General features: G+C 72.3%; 22 protein-coding genes. 5 read left to right on the top strand and 17 right to left on the bottom strand.

From position 1 onward, the window contains the following. Positions 1–66: 66 nt before the first annotated feature. Positions 67–867: an RNA polymerase sigma factor SigF gene (locus tag BU52_RS01830; protein WP_037926671.1), complete on the bottom strand. Its 801-nt coding sequence runs from the start codon at positions 865–867 to the stop codon at positions 67–69. 129 nt (positions 868–996) lie between these two features. Further along, positions 997–1,161 (bottom strand): hypothetical protein, encoded by a 165-nt coding sequence (locus BU52_RS35510; protein ID WP_167343489.1) that lies wholly within the window; start codon positions 1,159–1,161, stop codon positions 997–999. Between the two features lie 157 nt (positions 1,162–1,318). Here BU52_RS35510 and BU52_RS01825 point away from each other — a divergent pair, with 157 nt between their 5' ends. From BU52_RS01825 to BU52_RS01815, 3 genes are all read left to right on the top strand, one after another. After that, positions 1,319–1,711, top strand: coding sequence for a DUF2795 domain-containing protein (locus BU52_RS01825; protein ID WP_037926666.1), 393 nt, complete (start codon positions 1,319–1,321; stop codon positions 1,709–1,711). Between the two features lie 91 nt (positions 1,712–1,802). Continuing rightward, entirely contained in the window at positions 1,803–2,267 is a 465-nt protein-coding gene (locus BU52_RS01820) for a CBS domain-containing protein (protein ID WP_051857811.1), read from the top strand. Positions 2,268–2,273: 6 nt separating this feature from the next. Continuing rightward, positions 2,274–2,813 (top strand): type 1 glutamine amidotransferase domain-containing protein, encoded by a 540-nt coding sequence (locus BU52_RS01815; protein ID WP_037926664.1) that lies wholly within the window; start codon positions 2,274–2,276, stop codon positions 2,811–2,813. Between the two features lie 109 nt (positions 2,814–2,922). Here BU52_RS01815 and BU52_RS01810 read toward each other — a convergent pair whose 3' ends face one another. Then, complete coding sequence (locus tag BU52_RS01810; protein WP_037927826.1) at positions 2,923–3,210, bottom strand: DUF6158 family protein; 288 nt, start codon at positions 3,208–3,210, stop codon at positions 2,923–2,925. Between the two features lie 61 nt (positions 3,211–3,271). Here BU52_RS01810 and BU52_RS01805 point away from each other — a divergent pair, with 61 nt between their 5' ends. Continuing rightward, positions 3,272–4,381: a baeRF2 domain-containing protein gene (locus BU52_RS01805; RefSeq protein ID WP_037926662.1), complete on the top strand. Its 1,110-nt coding sequence runs from the start codon at positions 3,272–3,274 to the stop codon at positions 4,379–4,381. Positions 4,382–4,387: 6 nt separating this feature from the next. Here the strand turns inward: BU52_RS01805 and BU52_RS01800 are convergent, their stop codons facing one another. Further along, complete coding sequence (locus tag BU52_RS01800) at positions 4,388–6,007, bottom strand: ABC-F family ATP-binding cassette domain-containing protein (RefSeq protein WP_037926660.1); 1,620 nt, start codon at positions 6,005–6,007, stop codon at positions 4,388–4,390. 146 nt (positions 6,008–6,153) lie between these two features. On the opposite strand from BU52_RS01800, the gene BU52_RS01795 reads away from it, so the two are divergent. Continuing rightward, the gene (locus BU52_RS01795) at positions 6,154–6,996 is read left to right on the top strand and encodes a methyltransferase domain-containing protein (protein WP_037926657.1); all 843 of its coding nucleotides are present in this window, start codon (positions 6,154–6,156) and stop codon (positions 6,994–6,996) included. A gap of 71 nt (positions 6,997–7,067) precedes the next feature. Here the strand turns inward: BU52_RS01795 and BU52_RS01790 are convergent, their stop codons facing one another. The 13 genes from BU52_RS01790 to BU52_RS01730 form a co-directional block, all read right to left on the bottom strand. Next, positions 7,068–7,403, bottom strand: coding sequence for a gas vesicle protein K (locus BU52_RS01790; RefSeq protein ID WP_407702023.1), 336 nt, complete (start codon positions 7,401–7,403; stop codon positions 7,068–7,070). Further along, positions 7,400–7,588, bottom strand: coding sequence for a gas vesicle protein (locus BU52_RS01785; protein WP_037926654.1), 189 nt, complete (start codon positions 7,586–7,588; stop codon positions 7,400–7,402). Before BU52_RS01785 ends, BU52_RS01790 begins: the two co-directional genes overlap by 4 nt. After that, complete coding sequence (locus BU52_RS01780) at positions 7,585–8,364, bottom strand: GvpL/GvpF family gas vesicle protein (protein WP_037926651.1); 780 nt, start codon at positions 8,362–8,364, stop codon at positions 7,585–7,587. The genes BU52_RS01785 and BU52_RS01780 overlap by 4 nt, the downstream gene beginning before the upstream one ends. After that, positions 8,361–8,702 carry a gas vesicle protein gene (locus BU52_RS01775; RefSeq protein ID WP_037926647.1) on the bottom strand — a complete coding sequence of 114 codons (342 nt, stop codon included), beginning with the start codon at positions 8,700–8,702 and terminating at the stop codon, positions 8,361–8,363. The genes BU52_RS01780 and BU52_RS01775 overlap by 4 nt, the downstream gene beginning before the upstream one ends. Then, positions 8,699–9,946: an SRPBCC family protein gene (locus tag BU52_RS01770; RefSeq protein ID WP_037926645.1), complete on the bottom strand. Its 1,248-nt coding sequence runs from the start codon at positions 9,944–9,946 to the stop codon at positions 8,699–8,701. The genes BU52_RS01775 and BU52_RS01770 overlap by 4 nt, the downstream gene beginning before the upstream one ends. Further along, positions 9,946–10,569, bottom strand: coding sequence for a hypothetical protein (locus tag BU52_RS01765; RefSeq protein ID WP_037926642.1), 624 nt, complete (start codon positions 10,567–10,569; stop codon positions 9,946–9,948). Before BU52_RS01765 ends, BU52_RS01770 begins: the two co-directional genes overlap by 1 nt. After that, a complete protein-coding gene (locus BU52_RS01760; RefSeq protein ID WP_037926639.1) occupies positions 10,566–10,832 on the bottom strand; it encodes a gas vesicle protein GvpG in 267 nt (88 codons plus the stop codon). The genes BU52_RS01765 and BU52_RS01760 overlap by 4 nt, the downstream gene beginning before the upstream one ends. A gap of 4 nt (positions 10,833–10,836) precedes the next feature. Further along, on the bottom strand, positions 10,837–11,610 hold the full coding sequence (locus BU52_RS01755) for a GvpL/GvpF family gas vesicle protein (protein ID WP_037926635.1): 774 nt from the start codon (positions 11,608–11,610) through the stop codon (positions 10,837–10,839). Further along, positions 11,607–12,041: a gas vesicle structural protein GvpA gene (locus BU52_RS01750; protein WP_037926632.1), complete on the bottom strand. Its 435-nt coding sequence runs from the start codon at positions 12,039–12,041 to the stop codon at positions 11,607–11,609. The genes BU52_RS01755 and BU52_RS01750 overlap by 4 nt, the downstream gene beginning before the upstream one ends. Before the next feature lie 59 nt (positions 12,042–12,100). After that, the gene (locus BU52_RS01745) at positions 12,101–12,475 is read right to left on the bottom strand and encodes a gas vesicle protein GvpO (protein ID WP_078903096.1); all 375 of its coding nucleotides are present in this window, start codon (positions 12,473–12,475) and stop codon (positions 12,101–12,103) included. Positions 12,476–12,562: 87 nt separating this feature from the next. Beyond that, positions 12,563–13,504 (bottom strand): non-homologous end-joining DNA ligase, encoded by a 942-nt coding sequence (gene ligD, locus BU52_RS01740; protein WP_037926626.1) that lies wholly within the window; start codon positions 13,502–13,504, stop codon positions 12,563–12,565. Then, positions 13,501–15,348, bottom strand: a complete 1,848-nt coding sequence (locus BU52_RS01735; protein WP_037926623.1) for a transketolase — start codon at positions 15,346–15,348, stop codon at positions 13,501–13,503. The genes ligD and BU52_RS01735 overlap by 4 nt, the downstream gene beginning before the upstream one ends. Beyond that, a complete protein-coding gene (locus tag BU52_RS01730) occupies positions 15,345–17,030 on the bottom strand; it encodes an NAD(P)/FAD-dependent oxidoreductase (RefSeq protein ID WP_037926620.1) in 1,686 nt (561 codons plus the stop codon). Before BU52_RS01730 ends, BU52_RS01735 begins: the two co-directional genes overlap by 4 nt. Positions 17,031–17,117: the final 87 nt, after the last annotated feature.

The following is a 17,117-nucleotide window of genomic DNA, read 5'->3' as shown; positions in this document are numbered from 1 at the left end:
GTCCGGCCGCGCGCGGCCGGACGCCATTGGCGGCACCCGGCGCACCCGTGCGGGTGACGGCCTCCGCTACTCCTCGCCGGTGTCCCGCAGGGCGTGCTCGCGCACCCGGCCGCAGCAGCGGCTGATCAGGCGGGAGACGTGCATCTGCGAGATGCCGAGCTCCTCCGCGATGCCGCTCTGGGTCATGTCGTCGAAGAAGCGCATGTAGAGGATGGCCCGCTCCCGCTCGGGAAGTGCGGCCAGTCCTTCCTTGACGGCCTCGCGGTCGACCACGGTGTCCAGCGCCGGGTCGGGCGCGCCGAGGGCGTCGCCCAGCGAGTAGCCGTCGTCACTGCCGGGCAGCTCGGCGTCCAGGGAGAGCGCGCTGAAGCTCTCCAGCGCCTCCTGACCCGCGCGGACCTCCTCCTCGCTGAGACTGGCGTGCTCGGCGATCTCGGCCACGGTCGGCCGGCGGCCCGGGATGGTCTGGGAGAGTTCCTGGGAGGCGAGCCGGACACGGTTGCGCAGCTCCTGGACCCGGCGCGGTACGTGCAGGGTCCACATGTGGTCGCGGAAGTGCCGCTTGATCTCGCCGGTGACGGTCGGCACGGCGTAGCTCTCGAAGGCGTTGCCGAGGTCGGGGTCGTACCGGTCCACGGCCTTCACCAGGCCCAGCGCGGCGACCTGCCGCAGGTCGTCCAGGTTCTCGCCCCGGCTGCGGAAACGTCCGGCGAGGCGGTCCGCCATGGGCAGCCACGCCTCGACGATCTCGTCCCGGAGCGCTTCGCGCTCCGCGCCGTCGGGCAGTGCGGCGAGGCTGCGGAAGGCGGCCGCGGTGTCGGGGGCGTCGTCGTGCGGACGGTGCTTCGTGATCGCTCGGGTGGGCATGGTGCGTCGCCACTCCCTCGGAGGTGCTCGGGGACGGAACAGTCACCGCGGCGAGCGCACTGAAGGGGGACAGGCGCCCGGAGCGACGTCATGCCGCTGCCACGGGGCGTGCCTCCTGTCCGAAGCACTTCAGGTGCGCATGCCCCTGCTTCGCCGCCCCAAACCACCGAGCGGCGTCCGGTTCGGTGAGTCGTCCTCGGGCCGGGCGGGTGGGAGCAGCAACTCCTCGTAACGGCCCAGCATCAGGATCACGCCGAGCATGAGGGGCGGGATGAACAGGGCGAGCACCGCCATGGCCGGTCCTTTCCAGGAGGCTCGTGGGGGGCGTGCGTACCGGGTCTCCCTCCACCCGGGGGCCAAACCCGGCCCGTGACGATCCGCCTCCCTCAGCCCGTGTCGGCCTCCGCTCCCCGGGTACGCGGTCCGCACCCCGAGGCACCTGGAGGGAGACATGCAGCGAGGCAGTGACCGGCTCAGCGTCCACCGTGACGACGAGATGAAGCACGAACTGCAGGGTCTGCTGAGGTCCGGGCACCCCACCCGCACCGAGGAGTGGCACGACCCGGAGCCGTACGCCGACGACGACCCCGAGGTCACGTACGGCCCGGTGACACCGGGCCGCGGCCCGACGTCGCTGGAGTCGGTACGGCTGGACCTGGCGAGGATCCTGGGCCGCGGGGCGTTCCCCGCGGGCCCGCGCGAGCTGATGCGCGCCCTGGACCGGCGGCACGCGCCCGACGCCCTCGTCGAGGCGCTGGAACGGCTGCCGCGCCAGGCGCGCTACCACAGCGTCCAGGAACTGGCCGAGGCGCTGACCCGGACCCGGGAGACGGAGACCGCGTGAGCGGCCCGTCCGGAGCGCCGTGTCCGCACCGTCCCGCGGGGCGGCGGGCCGCGGCGCCCCGGGGGCCGGAACCGGACGGAGGGCACAGGTCATGGCCGTATTCGTCAAGGACGTGATGACTCCGGGCGTGGTCGCCGTACGCCCGGACGCCTCGATCGTCGAGGCGGCGCAGCTGATGCGCACCCAGAACATCGGCGACGTGGTGGTGGCCGACGGCCAGCTGGTCGTCGGCGTGCTCACCGACCGCGACATCACTGTCCGGGCGGTCGCCGAGGGCGCGGATCCCCTCGGCGTGAGCGTCCGGTCGGTGTGCACGCCGGACCCGCTGACGCTCGCCCCGGACGAACCGGTGTCCGCGGCCGTCGCCCTGATGCGCGAGCACGCCGTACGGCGGGTTCCCGTCGTCGAGGGCGGGATCCCCGTCGGACTGGTGAGTCTCGGCGACCTGGCGGAGGCGCGGGACCCCGGGTCGGCACTGGCCGACATCAGCCGCGCGGAGCCGGACACGAGTGCTGTGACCGGACGAGAACAGCCGAAGGCGGACGAAGGGACGTAGGACATCATGCGCATCGCATTTCTGACCGCACCCGAGGGTGTCGAGCAGGTGGAGCTGACCGAGCCGTGGCAGGCGGCCGTCGACGCCGGTCACGAGGCCGTGCTCGTGTCCACCAAGCCGGGCAAGGTGCAGGCGTTCGACCACCTCGACACGGCGGACACCTTCCCCGTGCAGGAGGTCGTCGGCGAGACGTCGGCGGACTCCTTCGGCGGGCTGGTGCTGCCGGGCGGGGTGGCCAACCCCGACTTCCTGCGGATGGACGACAAGGCCGTCTCGTTCGTGAGGGACTTCTTCGAGCAGGGCCGGCCGGTCGCCGCGATCTGTCACGCCGCCTGGACCCTGGTGGAGGCCGACGTCGTACGCGGCCGGGAGCTGACGAGCTGGCCCAGCCTGCGGACCGACATCCGCAACGCCGGCGGCACCTGGGTCGACGAGCAGGTGAAGGTGTGCGACCACGGGCCGAACAAGCTGGTCACCAGTCGCAAGCCTGACGACCTGAAGGCGTTCTGCGGGACGTTCCTCGAGGTGTTCGGGGCGGAGGCCTGAGACGGGCCCGGTTGGCGTCCGGCACGACGGCAGACAGGACGGCACGAAGGGGCCCGCGTCCGCGCGGGCCCCTTCGCCGTACCCGGGCGGGCGCGGCCGGTGGCCGGGCTCAGGTGCCCGGGGCCGTGGGCGTCGTCGTGTCCGCGGCGTTCCGCTCGCGGGCCCCCTCACGGGTGCGGCCCGCGGCCACCGTGCGGCGCGGGTTGCGGCGCAGGTACTCGCCCTCCAGCTGCGCCATCCGCTCGTTGTGCGTGCGCAGCGCGTCGTTGGAGCCGTACAGCAGTGTGTCGTGGCGCGTGCGGTGGATGGTCTCCAGCTCCTTCATGAGCTGCTGGTCGTCCAGGCGGTCCGGCTCGACTCCGGTCATCGTGGTGCCCCGCTCGTCGTGTGCGTCCATGCGGCCCGGGTACCCGCCGGTCGGCACCAGCACTACCCCGATCGGCAACCGGGAGGGAACCATGGAACTCGCATTCCTCAGTCCACTCTACGAACGTCCCGGCCCCTGGGCATCCGTCTACGTCGACACCTCCCGGCACACGGAGAGCACCCCGCAGGAGCGGCAGCTGACGGCCCGGGCGATGGCCCAGGACCTCGCCGCCCAGGGCGCGGACGAGGCCACCTGCCAGGCGGTGCGCCACGCGATCGAGGAACTCCGGCACTCGGGCGAACCGCACGGGCGCGCTTTCTTCGCCCGGGACGGCCAGGTGGTGCTCGACCCCGCGCTGGCCCGGTCCCCGCAGCGCGACTGGGCGCAGTGGGCGCCGCTGCCGCGGGTCGCGCCGCTGCTGGAACTGGCCGGTGAGAACCCGGTGTGCGTCGTCGCCTACGTCGACCGCAAGGGCGCCGACTTCGAGCTGCGCAGCGCCCTCGGCCGGGACGACGCCGGCGGCGTCACCGGGCAGGAGTGGCCGCTGCACCGGACCTCCTCCGTCGACTGGTCGGAGCGGCATTTCCAGCTCCGGGTGGAGAACACCTGGGAGCACAACGCCGCGGAGATCGCCGACGCGCTCGCGGTCTCCCAGGAGGAGACCGGGGCCGATCTGCTGATCCTCGTCGGGGACGACCGGGAGCGGCGGTCCGTGCGCGAGCGGCTGCCGCAGCGGCTGCACGGACGGGTGGCCGAGGCGTCCCACGGCGCCGGCAGCAGGCTGCTGGACGAGGAGGTGGAGCAGATCCGCGCGGAGCACGTCCAGGAGCGCACCGCCGCCGAGCTGGAGCGGTTCCTGGCCGCCCGCGGACCCGGCGACAAGGGCCGTGCGGGCGCCGTCGAGGGCGTGCCGGCCCTGGTCGAGGCCGCGCGCGAGCACCGGATCGACGAGCTGCTGATCCGGCCGGACGGGCCGGACGCGCACCGGGAGGTGTGGATCGGCGAGGATCCCGACCAGCTGGCGGTGCGGCGCACCGAGCTGAAGGTCCTCGGCGAGCAGAACTCCTGGTCGGCACGCGCGGACGACGCGCTGATCCGGTCGGCGGTGGCGACGGACGCGCCCGCGCTTGCGGTCACCGGTCCGGGCGCCGCGGAGGACGCGCCGGTCGGCGGGCTAGGCGCGTTGCTGCGCTGGAAGTGACGTTCCCTAGCGGACCCGCTGCACCCGGCGCTCGTCCCAGACCGGTTCCGGGGTCTCCCTGACCCGGCCGTCGCTGCCGAAGACGAGGAAGCGGTCGAAGGAGCGGGCGAACCAGCGGTCGTGGGTGACGGCGAGCACCGTGCCCTCGAACGCCTCCAGGCCCTCCTGCAACGCCTCCGCCGACTCCAGGTCGAGGTTGTCCGTGGGCTCGTCGAGCAGCAGGGCGGTGGCACCCCGGAGCTCCAGCAGCAGGATCTGGAACCGGGCCTGCTGGCCCCCGGAGAGCCGCTCGAAGGTCTGCTCGGCCTGGCCCGTCAGCTCGTACCGGCGCAGCCGGGACATGGCGGCTCCCCGGTCCTGGGCGTGCTCCTTCCACAGGATGTCCAGGAGGGTGCGGCCCTGGAGTTCCGGGTGGGCGTGGGTCTGCGCGAAGTGTCCGGGGACGACGCGGGCACCCAGGCGCCATCCGCCGGTGTGCGTCACGTCGTCCCCGGCGAGCAGGCGCAGGAAGTGCGACTTGCCGGAGCCGTTGGAGCCGAGCACGGCGACCCGCTCGCCGTAGAACACCTCCAGGTCGAAGGGCTTCATCAGGCCGGTGAGTTCCAGCTGTTCGCAGGTGACGGCGCGGACTCCGGTACGGCCGCCCTTCAGGCGCATGGTGATGTTCTGCTCACGCGGCGGCTCCGGCGGGGGCCCCGCCTCCTCGAACTTGCGCAGCCTGGTCTGGGCGGCCTGGTAGCGGGAGGCCATGTCGGGACTGTTCGCCGCGGCCTGGCGCAGGTTCAGGACGAGCTTCCTGAGCTGGGCGTGCTTCTCGTCCCAGCGCCGGCGCAGCTCCTCGAAGCGGGCGAAGCGTTCCCTGCGGGCGTCGTGGTAGGTGGCGAAGCCGCCGCCGTGCACCCAGGCGTCGGCGCCGGCCGGGCCCGTCTCCAGGGAGACGATGCGCTGGGCGGCGCGGGCGAGGAGTTCGCGGTCGTGGGAGACGAACAGGACGGTCTTGCGGGTCTCCCCGAGACGCTCCTCCAGCCAGCGCTTGCCGGGCACGTCGAGGTAGTTGTCGGGCTCGTCGAGCAGCAGGACCTGATCGGTGCCGCGCAGCAGCGCCTCGAGGACCAGGCGCTTCTGCTCGCCGCCGGAGAGGGTGCGGACCTCACGCCACTGCGCCTTCTCGTACGGGATGCCCAGCGCGGCCGTGGTGCACATGTCCCACAGCGTCTCCGCCTCGTAGCCGCGGGCCTCGGCCCAGTCGGCGAGGGCCTGGGCGTAGCCGAGCTGCGCCGCCTCGTCGTCGACCGTCATGATCGCGTGCTCGGCCCTGTCGACTGCGTGGGCGGCTTCCCGGATCCTGGGCGTGGCGACGGAGACGAGCAGGTCGCGCACGGTCGTGGCGTCCCGTACGGAGCCGACGAACTGGCGCATGACGCCGAGACCGCCGGTGACGGTGACGGATCCGCCGCGCGGCTTCAGCTCCCCGGCGAGGAGGCGGAGCAAGGTGGTCTTCCCCGCTCCGTTGGGGCCCACCAGGGCCATGACCGCTCCCTCGCCCACCCGGAAGGACACATCGCCCAGGAGAGCCCTCCCGTCGGGGAGGTAGTACTCCAGATGCGCTGCTTCCAGGTGGCCCATGGTGGGGATTGTGCGGTCTCGCCGACGCGGGTGGCAAACGGGTTTCCGGGCGACGCCTGTCCATTATGCGATACGTCGGTCTCATGATGCGGGTACCGCGCGTAGCGTGAGGGGCCTCCTACGACAGCGGAAGGGGTGGGTTCGGCATGCCGGAAGCGCGCGAGACGGCCGTGTACACCCACGGGCACCACGAGTCGGTGCTGAGGTCGCACACCTGGCGGACCGCCGAGAACTCCTCGGCGTACCTCCTCGGGGTCCTGAAGCCCCACATGCGGATCCTGGACATCGGGTGCGGGCCCGGCACCATCACCGCCGGCCTGGCGGCGCTCGTTCCCGGCGGCCACGTCACCGGTCTCGACCGCGAGCCGGGGGTCCTGGAACAGGCCCGGGCGGTGGCCGCGGAGCGGGGACTGGTGAACGTCGGCTTCACGACGGGGGACGTGCACGCGCTGGACTTCCCGGACGACACGTTCTGCGTGGTCCACGCCCACCAGGTGCTCCAGCACGTGGGCGACCCGGTCCGTGCGCTGCGCGAGATGCGGCGGGTGACGAGGCCCGGCGGGTACGTCGCGGTACGGGACTCCGACTACGCGGCGATGACCTGGTACCCCGGGTCGGCGGGCATGGACCACTGGCTGGACCTGTACCGGCGGGTGGCCCGGGCCAACGGGGGTGAGCCGGACGCCGGGCGGCGGCTGAAGTCCTGGGCGCTGGCCGCCGGATTCACGGACATCACGGCGACCTCCGGCACCTGGACGTTCTCGACCGCCGGGGAGCGGTCCTGGTGGAGCGGCCTGTGGGCGGACCGCACCGTGGCGTCCGCCTACGCCGAGCGGGCCGTTCAGGGCGGCCACGCCACCCGTGAGCAGTTGCGGGAGGTGTCCGCGGCGTGGCGGGAATGGGGCGCGCGGGAGGACGGCTGGTTCAGCGTGCTGCACGGGGAACTCCTCTGCCGCGAGGAACACCGAACCCCACCGGTTGCGGGATGAGAGGAAGTCCCCGGGACCGAGGCCCCGGGGACTTCTCTGTCTGTCTCTGTCCGTCTCTGCCTGCGCGGACCTCAGTCCCGGGGAAGCAGCGGTCCCAGCGGCCCGAGGTCCAGATTCAGGTCCTCGGGCCGCAGGCCGTACCGGTCCCGCAGTTCCGCCATCCGGTCCTCGAGCAGCATCAGGGTGAGCCCGACCCGCTCCTCCTGCTCCTCGCTCAGGTCCCCCTCGTCGAACCGGCGCAGCGCCTGGCGCTCCATGAGCTGGCGCAGCAGTTCCACGACGGTGAGCACCAGTTTGATCAGGTCGCGTTCGACCGTGTCCGGCTCCAGGTCCAGCCGCTTGTGCCGACTGGCGTGCGGCTCCACGGCCCGGCCGGCGTGCCGGTCGTCGTCGGGGGCGGCCGTCACAGCGACCCCTCGAACGGCGAGGGGACCTGTTCGTTCACCGAGCTGATGAGCGCGTTGAGGTCGATCCGCACCAGGTCGACGTCCGCGATGCGCAACGTGATGTCGCCCGTGATGACGACTCCGCCGGCCAGGAGCCGGTCGAGCAGGTCCACCAGGGCTATCTCGCGGCGTTCGACGACGGTCACGGTCCCTCCTTCCCGGCCGTTTCCTCACCGGCGAACGAATAGGCCGCCCAGGGGCCGGTGAGTTCCACGCGGATTCCGGGGACCCCGTCCTTCGTCCGGTCCACCCGTTCCACGAACTCCTCGGACCTGGCGCGCGGCACCAGGTACGCGGCGTTGAGCACGTTGCGTCCGGAGGCACCGGAGAGCGTGGGGTTCTGCGGAGCGTGCAGCCGGGAGTCCTCGGCGCTTTCACACAGCGTCTCGTGCAGCCGGGTCGCGAAGGTCTCGGCCCGCTGCCAGAGGTCGTCCTGCGACCTGGTCTGCATGCGCCGCTGCCTCAGGTAGTCACGGCCGGACGCCGGCTTCGGCGCGGGCGCGGCGGACGCCTCGGGCGGACGCTCCGCCTCGACGTACACCTTGACGCCCCATTCGACCCGGCCCTCGAGCCGGTCGAGGACGCGCAGGAAGCTCTCCTCCCGTGCCTCGATCATCGACCGCACCCCGCTGTCGTCGCGGAACACCGTGCCGAGCCGCAGGGGCAGCGGGGTGGTGACGGTGGTGAGCGCGTCGATCACGCCCTGGTGGGCGCGGGCGACCCCGGTCAGCCAGTCGAGGTCCTCCAGGTGGGCGCGCAGCGGGTCCTCGGCGAAGTCCGCCTCCGGGACGTGACTGACCACCGCCACCAGGTCGTGGTGGGGCACCAGCCGGGGCGGATCACCGCCGACCCCGGTCAACTGGGCCTGGAGCGGTGTGCCGAAGGGGCGGCAGACCGCGTAGACGTACCGCAGTCCTGTCACGGCCTCTCCTCCTGTGCGCGACGGGTCTCGAGACCCAGCTCCTCCAGCCGGGCCAGCCGCTCCCGCAGCTCGGCGTTCTCCCTCGTCAGCTCGTCGCGGCGGGCCTTCGAGGACAGCGCCGGGTCGGACTCCCACCAGTCGATCCCCATCTCCTTCGCCTTGTCGACGGAGGCGACGACCAGGCGCAGCTTGATGGTGAGCAGCTCGATGTCGAGCAGGTTGATGCGGATGTCACCCGCGATCACGATGCCCTTGTCCAGCACCCTTTCCAGGATGTCGGCGAGATTGGCGCCGCTCCCCTGGCCGTACGGATCGGGGAGCCGGCTGGGCGTGGTCATCGGCGGCTCCGGCTCTCGGCTCGCTCGGGCTCCTCCTCCGGCTCGAGCTCGTCCTCGTCCTCGTCCTCGTCCTCGGATTCGGCCTCGGGCTCGGGCTCGGGCTCCTCATCCTCGTCCCGGTCCTCGTCCTCGTCCTCGTCCTCCGCGTACTCCTCCTCGGGGTACTCGTCCTCCTCGTCCTCGTCGGCGGGTTCCTCGTCCTCGGACTCCGGCTCGTACTCCTCTTCGGCCTCCGTGCCGGTTTCGTCCTCGGCCTCTTCGTCCTCGTGCTCGCCCTCGGCCTCGTCGCCCTCGTCGTACTCGTCGGACGGGGTCTCCTCGCCTTCCTCGGGCTCCTCGGACTCCGCTTCCTCCTCCTCGGCCAGCGCGTCCTCGTGGCTGCGGACGACCTCGCCGTCGCGGATCTCGCCGCGCCAGCTGTCCTCGGCCTCGCCCTTGAGGGTGATGAAGCGGACGAAGTTCTTCAGGTCGAGCCGGGCGCGACGGCCCTGGGCACGCCAGATGTTGCCGGTCTTCTCGAAGAAGCCCGAGGGGTAGTACTCGATGACCAGCAGGACCCGGGTGAGGTTGTCGCCGAGGCTGTGGAAGGAGACGACGCCCCGCGTCGTGCCCTTGGCGCCCTCGGAGGACCATGCGATGCGGTCGTCCGGCACCTGCTCGGTGGTCTTCGCCTTCCAGCTGCGGTTGGACCACCAGATCTTCGCCTGCCAGTCCGACGTGGTGTCGTCGGCCTTGCTGGCGCTCTTCACGCCCTTGGCGAAGGTGCTGAAGTCCTGGTACTGGGTCCACTGGTCGTAGGCCGTGCGCAGCGGGACCCCGACGTCGATGTGCTCCATGATGACGGTGGGCTTGTTGCCGGACGAGCGCTTGCGCTTGCCCTTGCCGCCGCCCCCCAGTCCCTTGAGCTTGCCCATGACGTTGTCCTTGGCCCGTGAGGCCCCGAGTTCGATGGCGCTGCGCAGCGGCCCCTTGCCCTCGGCGATCTTGCGGCCGCCGTCGAGGGCGAGCTTGGCGAAGCCGGGGCTGTTGCCCTCGGCGATGTCCGTGAGCTTGTTGGTGGTCTCGCCGAGCTTGTTCCCGAGGCCGCTCAGCACGCGGGTGGCCTGGGCCGCGAGGTAGTCCTGCACCTCGGCCTTGAGCCGGTCGGCGGCCTCACTGTGGGCGATGTCGGCGAGGGGGTTCTTCGCTGCCCCGTTCGCCCCGTCACCTGCGGCGGAAGTGGCCTTGCCGATGGTCTCGGTCATCACTCACCGCCTCCCTTCGACGTGCGGGAGCGGCCGCCGCGGGACGCGGCCGCGGTCTTCCTGGCCGCCGTCTTCTTCGCGGGGGCCGTCTTCTTGGCCGCGGTCTTCTTGGCCGGCGCGGTCTTCTTCGCGGCGGCCTTCTTCGCCGGCCGCTCCTGGTCCGGCTCCTCCTCGGAGGCGGGTTCCTCCTCGTGGTCCTCCTCGGAGGCCGGTTCCTCCTCGTGGTCCTCCTCGGAGTCCGGCTCCTCGTCCCGGTCCTCGGGCGCTTCCTCGTCCTCGTCCGCCTTCGACCGCTTCTGCGAACCGCCGCCTGCCATCTCGTCGCGCATCTCGGCGGTACGGCCGTGCAGCCGGTCGGCGAGCGAGCCGAGCTGCCGCTCGACCAGTGCGCCGGAGGCGGCCTTGCCGACACCGCGAAGATCCCCGCGCAACTGGTCGCCGAGCTCCTTGAACTGCGGGTTGTCACGCAGTTGCTGGGAGAGCAGATCGCCGACCATGCGCGGGCTGAGGTTCAGCTTCTTGCCCGCCACCAGGCCGCCGACGGCGACCGCCATTTTGAGCTTCTTGGTCCGTCCGAGGAGATATCCGGCCCCGATCGCGAGGCCAAGTGTCGTTCGATTCATTGTCGTGCCGTCCCGTCGCCTGTGCCCGCGCCTGTGCGCGTGGCGGTCTCCAGCCGGTCCAGGAGTTCGTCCTCCTGCCGGTCGAACTCCTCCTCGGTGATCTCTCCGGCCTCCAGCTGTTCTTCGAGCCGGGCCAGCTCGGCACGGATCGTGGCGGGGTCGTAATAGATGCGCTCCGCCTCCTGGATCACCTGCCGGATGGCCCAGGAGGCGCCGCGTGCCGGTGCGAACGGCAGCAGCAGCACCTCCGAGATCAGGCCCATGACGTCACCCCGCTCCGGTGTCCGCCCCACCGGCCGCGGTGCCCGCCGGCTCGGCCGGCCCCGGCTCGACGAAGCTGTACGGCGGCAGCGGCCCGTTCAGACGGACCTCGAGGTGGGGCATGTCCGAGCGGACCTGCTCCACCGCTGCCAGGAACTCCTCGGCCGTCTCCCGCTTCACCAGGTAGGAGACGTTGGCCAGCCAGCCCGTGGACTCGGGGCCCACGCTCACGGCGTCGGCAGCCCCCTCCAGGGCGCGTTCCACGGCGGCGCCGTCCTCGGACTCCTTGGCCTTGACCGCCGCGGCGACCATCTCGCCGAGCCGGATCTTGTCGTCGTAACTACCGCCGCCGGACTGCCTGTTGGCCTCCGCGAGGGCCCGGATCTCCGGGTTGCCGGCCATGACGTGGTGCAGGACGGCTTCCTCGACGTGGTTGGCCTTGACGTTGTACTCGACCCGGTCGTCCAGCGCGCGCAGCCGCTCCAGGTAGTGATCGGCCCGCTCGGTGAGGACGGCGGTGACGGAGTCGTCGTCCGGAGCGACACTGCCGAACCGCATGGGCAGCACGCAGCCGGCCGCACCGATCTCGCTGAGCACGTTCTGGTGGGCCAGCAGTTCCCTGCGCTTGGGGCGCAGCCCCTCGGGCGCGTCGCTGACGACGGCGGCCAGCTCCCCCGCGCGCAGGATGCGCACCGGGCGCGACGGATCGCCGACACCGCCCATGCCCTCGGGCAGTGACGGGTGCGACGCCGCCGTGATGCCGTAGACGTAGGTGCTCACTCCTGCTCCTCCTTACGCCGGGCGGCGGTGCTCTTACGGGCCCGCGGACGGGACTCGGTCTCGCGCTCGGAGCCGCCCTCACGGGACTGCTTGAAGGCGTCGGAGATGGTCTCGGCCGCACCGGAGAGGGCGCCCTTGGACTTGCCCTTGGCACCGGACTCGGTGACCTCGCCGACGATCTCGGGCAGGCCCGGGCTCTTGCGGGGCCCGGCCTCGAGGTCGAGGCGGTTGCACGCCTCGGCGAAGCGGAGGTAGGTGTCGACGCTGGCGACGACGACCCTCACGTCGATCTTGAGAATCTCGATGCCGACCAGGGACACGCGCACGAATGCGTCGATGACGAGCCCCCTGTCCAGAACAAGCTCGAGCACGTCGTAGAGGCCGCTGCTGCCGCCCCCACCGCCGGTCTGCTGTGCCGGTACGACTGTCATGCCGGCTGTCCCTCCTTGTCTGTGTGTGTGAGTCCGTGTACGAAGTCCAGCCGGGCGGCCTAGCGGCCGCCGCGCGCGTCGGCGCGTCCCCGCTCGTAGCGGCGGACCCGCCGGTAACCGGTGAGTTGCCCGTCCGGGTCGAGCTCGACCTGGTACGTCGCCATCAGGCTCATCGTGTCGGGCACACGCTCGAGTTCGAGGACCTCGACCTCCAGTGCCCAGCCCTCCTCCGTCTGTTCGAAGGACGACACGGACTCGGCTTCCATCCCGGTGAGCTCCGCGAGCTGCCCGCGCGCCTGGCGCAGCACCTCCATCGGGCCCGGCCGTTTGGTGGTCGTGTTGTCTTCGGTCTGCTTGCGGGACGTTCGTGCACTACGGGAAGTACGGGGTTCCTGTGAACCCTGTGACTCTTCGGTGTTCTTCGTGTTCGACATGGCCACCTCCCCCTCCGTGTGGCCGCAAGACTGTTCGCCAAACCTCCATGGGCTCACCCGGTTGCCACGTCCGGGTGTCACACCTGGTCAGCGCGGGTTACCGCGCCCGGTCAGCCCCGCCAGCCGCCTGCGCGCCGGGCCCAGGGCACGCCCCCGGCGCAGCAGACCGGCCCACGGATCGGAGCGGGCCTGCTCGACCGCGTCGGCCACCGTCCAGCGCCGGGCGTGCACCTCCGGATCGTCGAGCTGGTCCCAGGAGACGGGCACGGCGACGGGGGCGCCGGTCAGGGCCCGGACGGTGTAGGGGGCGACCGCGGTCTGCGCGTAGGCGTTGCGCTGCACGTCGAGGTAGAGCCGACCCCCGCGGTCCTTCTTGCGCGCGGCGGTGGTGAGCCGGCCGGGGTGGGCGTCGGCGAGGGCGTCGGCGACCTCGCGGGCGAAGGCGCGCACGTCGTCGACGTCGTGGTCGCCGTTCAGCGGCACGATGACATGCAGGCCCCTCGATCCGGTGGTCATCGGTGCGGAGGGCAGCCTCAGCTCGTCGAGCAGCTCCCGCAGCAGCCGCGCGGCCTCCCGGACCGCCCCGAAGTCGTCACCCGACGGGTCGAGGTCGAAGACCAGCCGGTCCGGCCGGTCGATGCCGGCCGTCCGGGACAGCCAGCGGTGCAGCGTGATGCTCGCCTGGTCGACGAGGTAGAGGAGGGTGGCCGTGTCGTCGCACACGGTGTGTGTGACGGTGCCGTCCTCCTTGGCGACCTCGGCCCGGGTGATCCAGCCGGGGTACCCCTCCGGCGTGTTCTTCTGCATGAACGCCGGGCCGTCGATGCCGTCCGGGCGCCGGTCCAGCATCAGCGGGCGGCCCCGCAGGTGCGGCAGCATGAACGGGGCGACGGCCCGGTGGTAGTCGACGAGGTCTCCCTTGGTGTACTCCTCGGCGTCCGCGCCGCCGGGGAAGAGCACCTTCCCCGGGCGGTGGATCTCCACCGAGCGGCGGCCGGCCCGTACGGTGCGCGACCCGTCGCCGCTCACGACACGACCGCCTCCCCCACCAGCAGCCGGCCGGCCGCGGCGATCGACTCCGCGTCGATGCCGGACGCGTGAAGCTGCTCCTGCGGGGAGGCCGAACCCGGCATGTTCCGCACGGCCAGCCGCACCAGGCGCGGTACGGGTCGCCCGTCGCCGAAGGCCTCCGCGACCGCGTCCCCGAGGCCGCCCTCCGGGTGGTGGTCCTCCACGGTCATCAGGCAGCCGGTCTCCTCGGCGGCCGTGCGCAGGGTCTCCCGGTCGACCGGCTTCACCGAGTACAGGTCGATCACCCGTACGGCGATGCCCTCGCGTTCCAGGGCGTCCGCGGCGGCCAGTGCCTCGGGCACGGTGACGCCCGCGGCGACGAGGGTGAGCCGGTCGCGTCCCGAGGAACGCAGCACCTTGCTGCCGCCGACGGGGAACTCCTCGTCGGGACCGTAGATCACCGGGCTCTCGCCGCGTGAGGTGCGCAGGTAGCGGATGCCGTCCAGGCCGGCCATCGCGGCGACCAGCCGTGCGGTCTGGTTGGCGTCGCACGGGTAGAGCACGGTCGAGCCGTGCACCGCGCGCATCATCGCCAGGTCCTCCAGGCCCATCTGGCTGGGGCCGTCCTGGCCGATGGCGACGCCCGCGTGCGAGCCGACGAGGTTGATGCCGGAGCCGCTGACCGCCGCCATGCGGATGAAGTCGTGGGCGCGGGTGAGGAAGGCCGCGAAGGTGGCGGCGTACGGCGTCCAGCCGCGCGCCGCGACGCCCACCGCCGCCGCGACCATCTGCTGCTCGGCGATGTAGCACTCGATGTAGCGCTCGGGGTGCTCCTTGGCGAAGAACTCCGCGCGGGTGGAGTCGCCGACCTCCCCGTCGAGGGCGACGACGTCGCCGCGAGCGGTGCCGAGCGCGGCCAGCGCCTCCCCGAAGGCGTTGCGGGTGGCCACCTCCTCACCCTTGTCCCAGTGGGGCAGGCGGGGTTCCCCGGTGTGCCGGGCCGGCGGTGTTCCGCCGGAGGACGGCCGGTGCGCCGGGATGCGCAGGTCGCGAGGGCCGCCCAGTTCGGTGACGGCGTCCTCGGCCTCCGGCAGCGGCTTGCCGTGCAGTCCCTCGCGGTCCTCGGCCGACTCGACGCCCTTGCCCTTGAGGGTGCGGGCGAGGATCACGGTGGGCTGGCCCCGGGTGGAGAGTGCCTCTCCGTAGGCGCGGTCGACGGCGTCCACGTCGTGGCCGTCCACCTCGACGGTGTGCCAGCCGAAGGCCTGGAAGCGGCGGGCGTAGGCGTCGAGGTCGTGGCCGTGCCGGGTGGGGCCGCGCTGGCCGAGCCGGTTGACGTCCACGACCGCCGTGAGGTTGTCCAGGTGCTCGTACGCGGCCTGCTCGGCCGCCTCCCACACCGAGCCCTCGGCCAGCTCGCTGTCGCCGCACAGCACCCACACGCGGTAGTCGGCGTGGTCCAGCCGCTTCCCGGCCAGCGCGATGCCGACGCCGACGGGCAGGCCCTGGCCGAGCGAGCCGGTGGCCGTCTCGACCCAGGGGAGCCGCCGCGGGGTGGGGTGCCCCTCGAGGCGGCTGCCGTCCTCGCGGAAGGTGAGCAGTTCCTCGTCGTCGATCGCGCCGGCCGCCTTGAGGGTGGCGTACATCAAGGGCGAGGCGTGGCCCTTGGAGAGGACGAAGCGGTCGTTGGCCGGGTGGTCGGGCTGCTGGAAGTCGTAGGTGAAGTGGCGGGCGAACAGGACGGCCATCAGGTCCGCCGCGGACATCGACGACGTGGGGTGCCCGGAGCCCGCGGCGGCCGCGGCACGGACACTGTCCACGCGCAACTGCTGTCCGAGCTCGACGAGTTCGCCGGTGTTCATGAGTCTCCTTCGGTGAATCGGTCGGTACGCCTGACGGGTCCGGGCGCGACGTCGGGACCGGGCGGCGGCTGGTCGGGCGGCGGCGTGACGCCGGGCTGGTTCTTCGCGGGCTCCCCACCGGGCTGATTCCTGGCGGGCTCCCCACCGGGCTGATTCCTGGCGGGCTCCCCACCGGGCTGATTCCTGGCGGGCTCCCCACCGGGCTGATTCCTGGCGGGCTCGCCGCCGGGCTGATTCCTGGCGGGCTCGCCGCCGGGCTGATTCCTGGCGGGCTCCCCACCGGGCTGATTCCTGGCGGGCTCCCCACCGGGCTGGTTCTTCCCCGGTTCCGTGCCCGCCTCCGGCCCGCCGGGCGCCGACCCCCGGGTCCGCTCCGGCATGCCCGGCACCCGTGCCAGTTCCGGGGACGCCGTGTCCAGCGGCACCGACCAGGACCGTACGAGCCCCAACTGGACCGCCTGGCGCGGCAGTACGGCGTCGAGCAGCCAGTCGGCGGCCACCCGGACGCGGTTGCCCGGCATCGCGGCGAGGTGATAGCCGCGGGTGACCGCTCCCGCCGCGATCCCGGACAGGTTCACGCCGAGCGGGTTGGCGGCGGCCTTCACCCCGCCCAGGTCCACCACGAAACCCATGTCCTTGTGGCGGTAGGCACGCCGCTCACCGTCGCCGAACGACGCGGCGATGTTGTGCCCGCACACCTTGCCCTGCCGCCAGGCGTGCTGGGCGGTCATCGGGGTGTACGACCCCGGCTTCTCCAGATCGGGCACCGCCGCCGCGTCACCGCAGGCGAACACCTCCGGCCGGCCCGGCACCTGGAGGTGCGGGTCGACGAGCAGCCTGCCGCGTTCCATGGGCAGTCCGAGCGACTCGGCGAGCGGGTCGGGGCGGACGCCCACGCACCACACGAGGGTCTGGGTGTCCACGAACTCCCCGTCGGTCAGGAGCACTCCGTCGTGTGTGGCCTCCTTCACGGAGGTGCCCATCCGTACGTCCACGCCCCGCTCGCGCAGGACCGTGTCGGCCGTGCGGGAGAGCCGTTCGTCCAGCTCGGGCAGGACCCGGTCGGCGATGTCCAGCAGGATCCAGCGCGGCCGCATGCCGGTCCGCATGGGGTGCCTGCTGACCTGCGAGTCGGTGAAGAGCTGCCCGTGCGCGGCGACTTCGGTGCCGGTGTAGCCGGCGCCGACGACGACGAAGGTGCAGCGGGAGGCGCAGCGCTTGGGGTCGTCGGTGGTCGCGGCGAGCTCCACCTGCCTGGTCACGTGGTCGCGCAGGTAGAGGGCTTCGGGCAGGCCGCGGAAGCCGTGGGCGTGCTCGGCGACGCCGGGGATCGGCAACAGCTTGTTGACGCTGCCGGCGGCGAGCACCAGCCGGTCGTAGGAGAGGATGCCGCCCTCGCCCTCGGGCCCGGTGTAGTGCACCTGCCGTGCGTCGAGGTCGATGCGGTCGGACTCCCCCAGCACCAGCTTCACGTGCGGCAGCGTGCCGGAGAGGGAGATGGTGACCCGGCGCGGCTCCAGGATGCCGGCCGCGACCTGAGGCAGCAGCGGAAGGTACAGGAAGTAGTCGGTCGGGTTGAGCAGGACGATCTCGGCGCGGCCACGGGCCAGCCGGGACAGGGTCTGGGCCGTGCGGTACCCGGCGAAGCCGGCACCGACGATCACTATGCGGGGTCGACTCACGGTTCGCCTCCGGCGCTGTCGCGTACGTCGGGAGACTTCCGCGTCCCCCTGCCCGGGGCCGCCAAACGTCCGGCCGGTTTCCGCCGG

It is taken from the genome of Streptomyces toyocaensis (assembly GCF_000725125.1).
GTDB lineage: Bacteria > Actinomycetota > Actinomycetes > Streptomycetales > Streptomycetaceae > Streptomyces > Streptomyces toyocaensis.
This window is presented reverse-complemented; position numbering and strand designations above follow the sequence as displayed.

Bases quoted from the DNA above. Each gene is read 5' to 3' on its own strand.
- BU52_RS01760 (WP_037926639.1), bottom strand. From the start codon at position 10,832: ATGGGCCTGATCTCGGAGGTGCTGCTGCTGCCGTTCGCACCGGCACGC.
- BU52_RS01825 (WP_037926666.1), top strand. From the start codon at position 1,319: ATGCAGCGAGGCAGTGACCGGCTCAGCGTCCACCGTGACGACGAGATG.
- BU52_RS01735 (WP_037926623.1), bottom strand. From the start codon at position 15,348: ATGAACACCGGCGAACTCGTCGAGCTCGGACAGCAGTTGCGCGTGGAC.
- BU52_RS01750 (WP_037926632.1), bottom strand. From the start codon at position 12,041: ATGACAGTCGTACCGGCACAGCAGACCGGCGGTGGGGGCGGCAGCAGC.
- BU52_RS01795 (WP_037926657.1), top strand. From the start codon at position 6,154: ATGCCGGAAGCGCGCGAGACGGCCGTGTACACCCACGGGCACCACGAG.
- BU52_RS01830 (WP_037926671.1), bottom strand. From the start codon at position 867: ATGCCCACCCGAGCGATCACGAAGCACCGTCCGCACGACGACGCCCCC.
- BU52_RS01810 (WP_037927826.1), bottom strand. From the start codon at position 3,210: ATGGACGCACACGACGAGCGGGGCACCACGATGACCGGAGTCGAGCCG.
- BU52_RS35510 (WP_167343489.1), bottom strand. From the start codon at position 1,161: ATGGCGGTGCTCGCCCTGTTCATCCCGCCCCTCATGCTCGGCGTGATC.
- BU52_RS01815 (WP_037926664.1), top strand. From the start codon at position 2,274: ATGCGCATCGCATTTCTGACCGCACCCGAGGGTGTCGAGCAGGTGGAG.
- BU52_RS01745 (WP_078903096.1), bottom strand. From the start codon at position 12,475: ATGTCGAACACGAAGAACACCGAAGAGTCACAGGGTTCACAGGAACCC.
- BU52_RS01820 (WP_051857811.1), top strand. From the start codon at position 1,803: ATGGCCGTATTCGTCAAGGACGTGATGACTCCGGGCGTGGTCGCCGTA.
- BU52_RS01775 (WP_037926647.1), bottom strand. From the start codon at position 8,702: ATGACCACGCCCAGCCGGCTCCCCGATCCGTACGGCCAGGGGAGCGGC.
- BU52_RS01770 (WP_037926645.1), bottom strand. From the start codon at position 9,946: ATGACCGAGACCATCGGCAAGGCCACTTCCGCCGCAGGTGACGGGGCG.
- BU52_RS01805 (WP_037926662.1), top strand. From the start codon at position 3,272: ATGGAACTCGCATTCCTCAGTCCACTCTACGAACGTCCCGGCCCCTGG.
- BU52_RS01800 (WP_037926660.1), bottom strand. From the start codon at position 6,007: ATGGGCCACCTGGAAGCAGCGCATCTGGAGTACTACCTCCCCGACGGG.
- BU52_RS01765 (WP_037926642.1), bottom strand. From the start codon at position 10,569: ATGAATCGAACGACACTTGGCCTCGCGATCGGGGCCGGATATCTCCTC.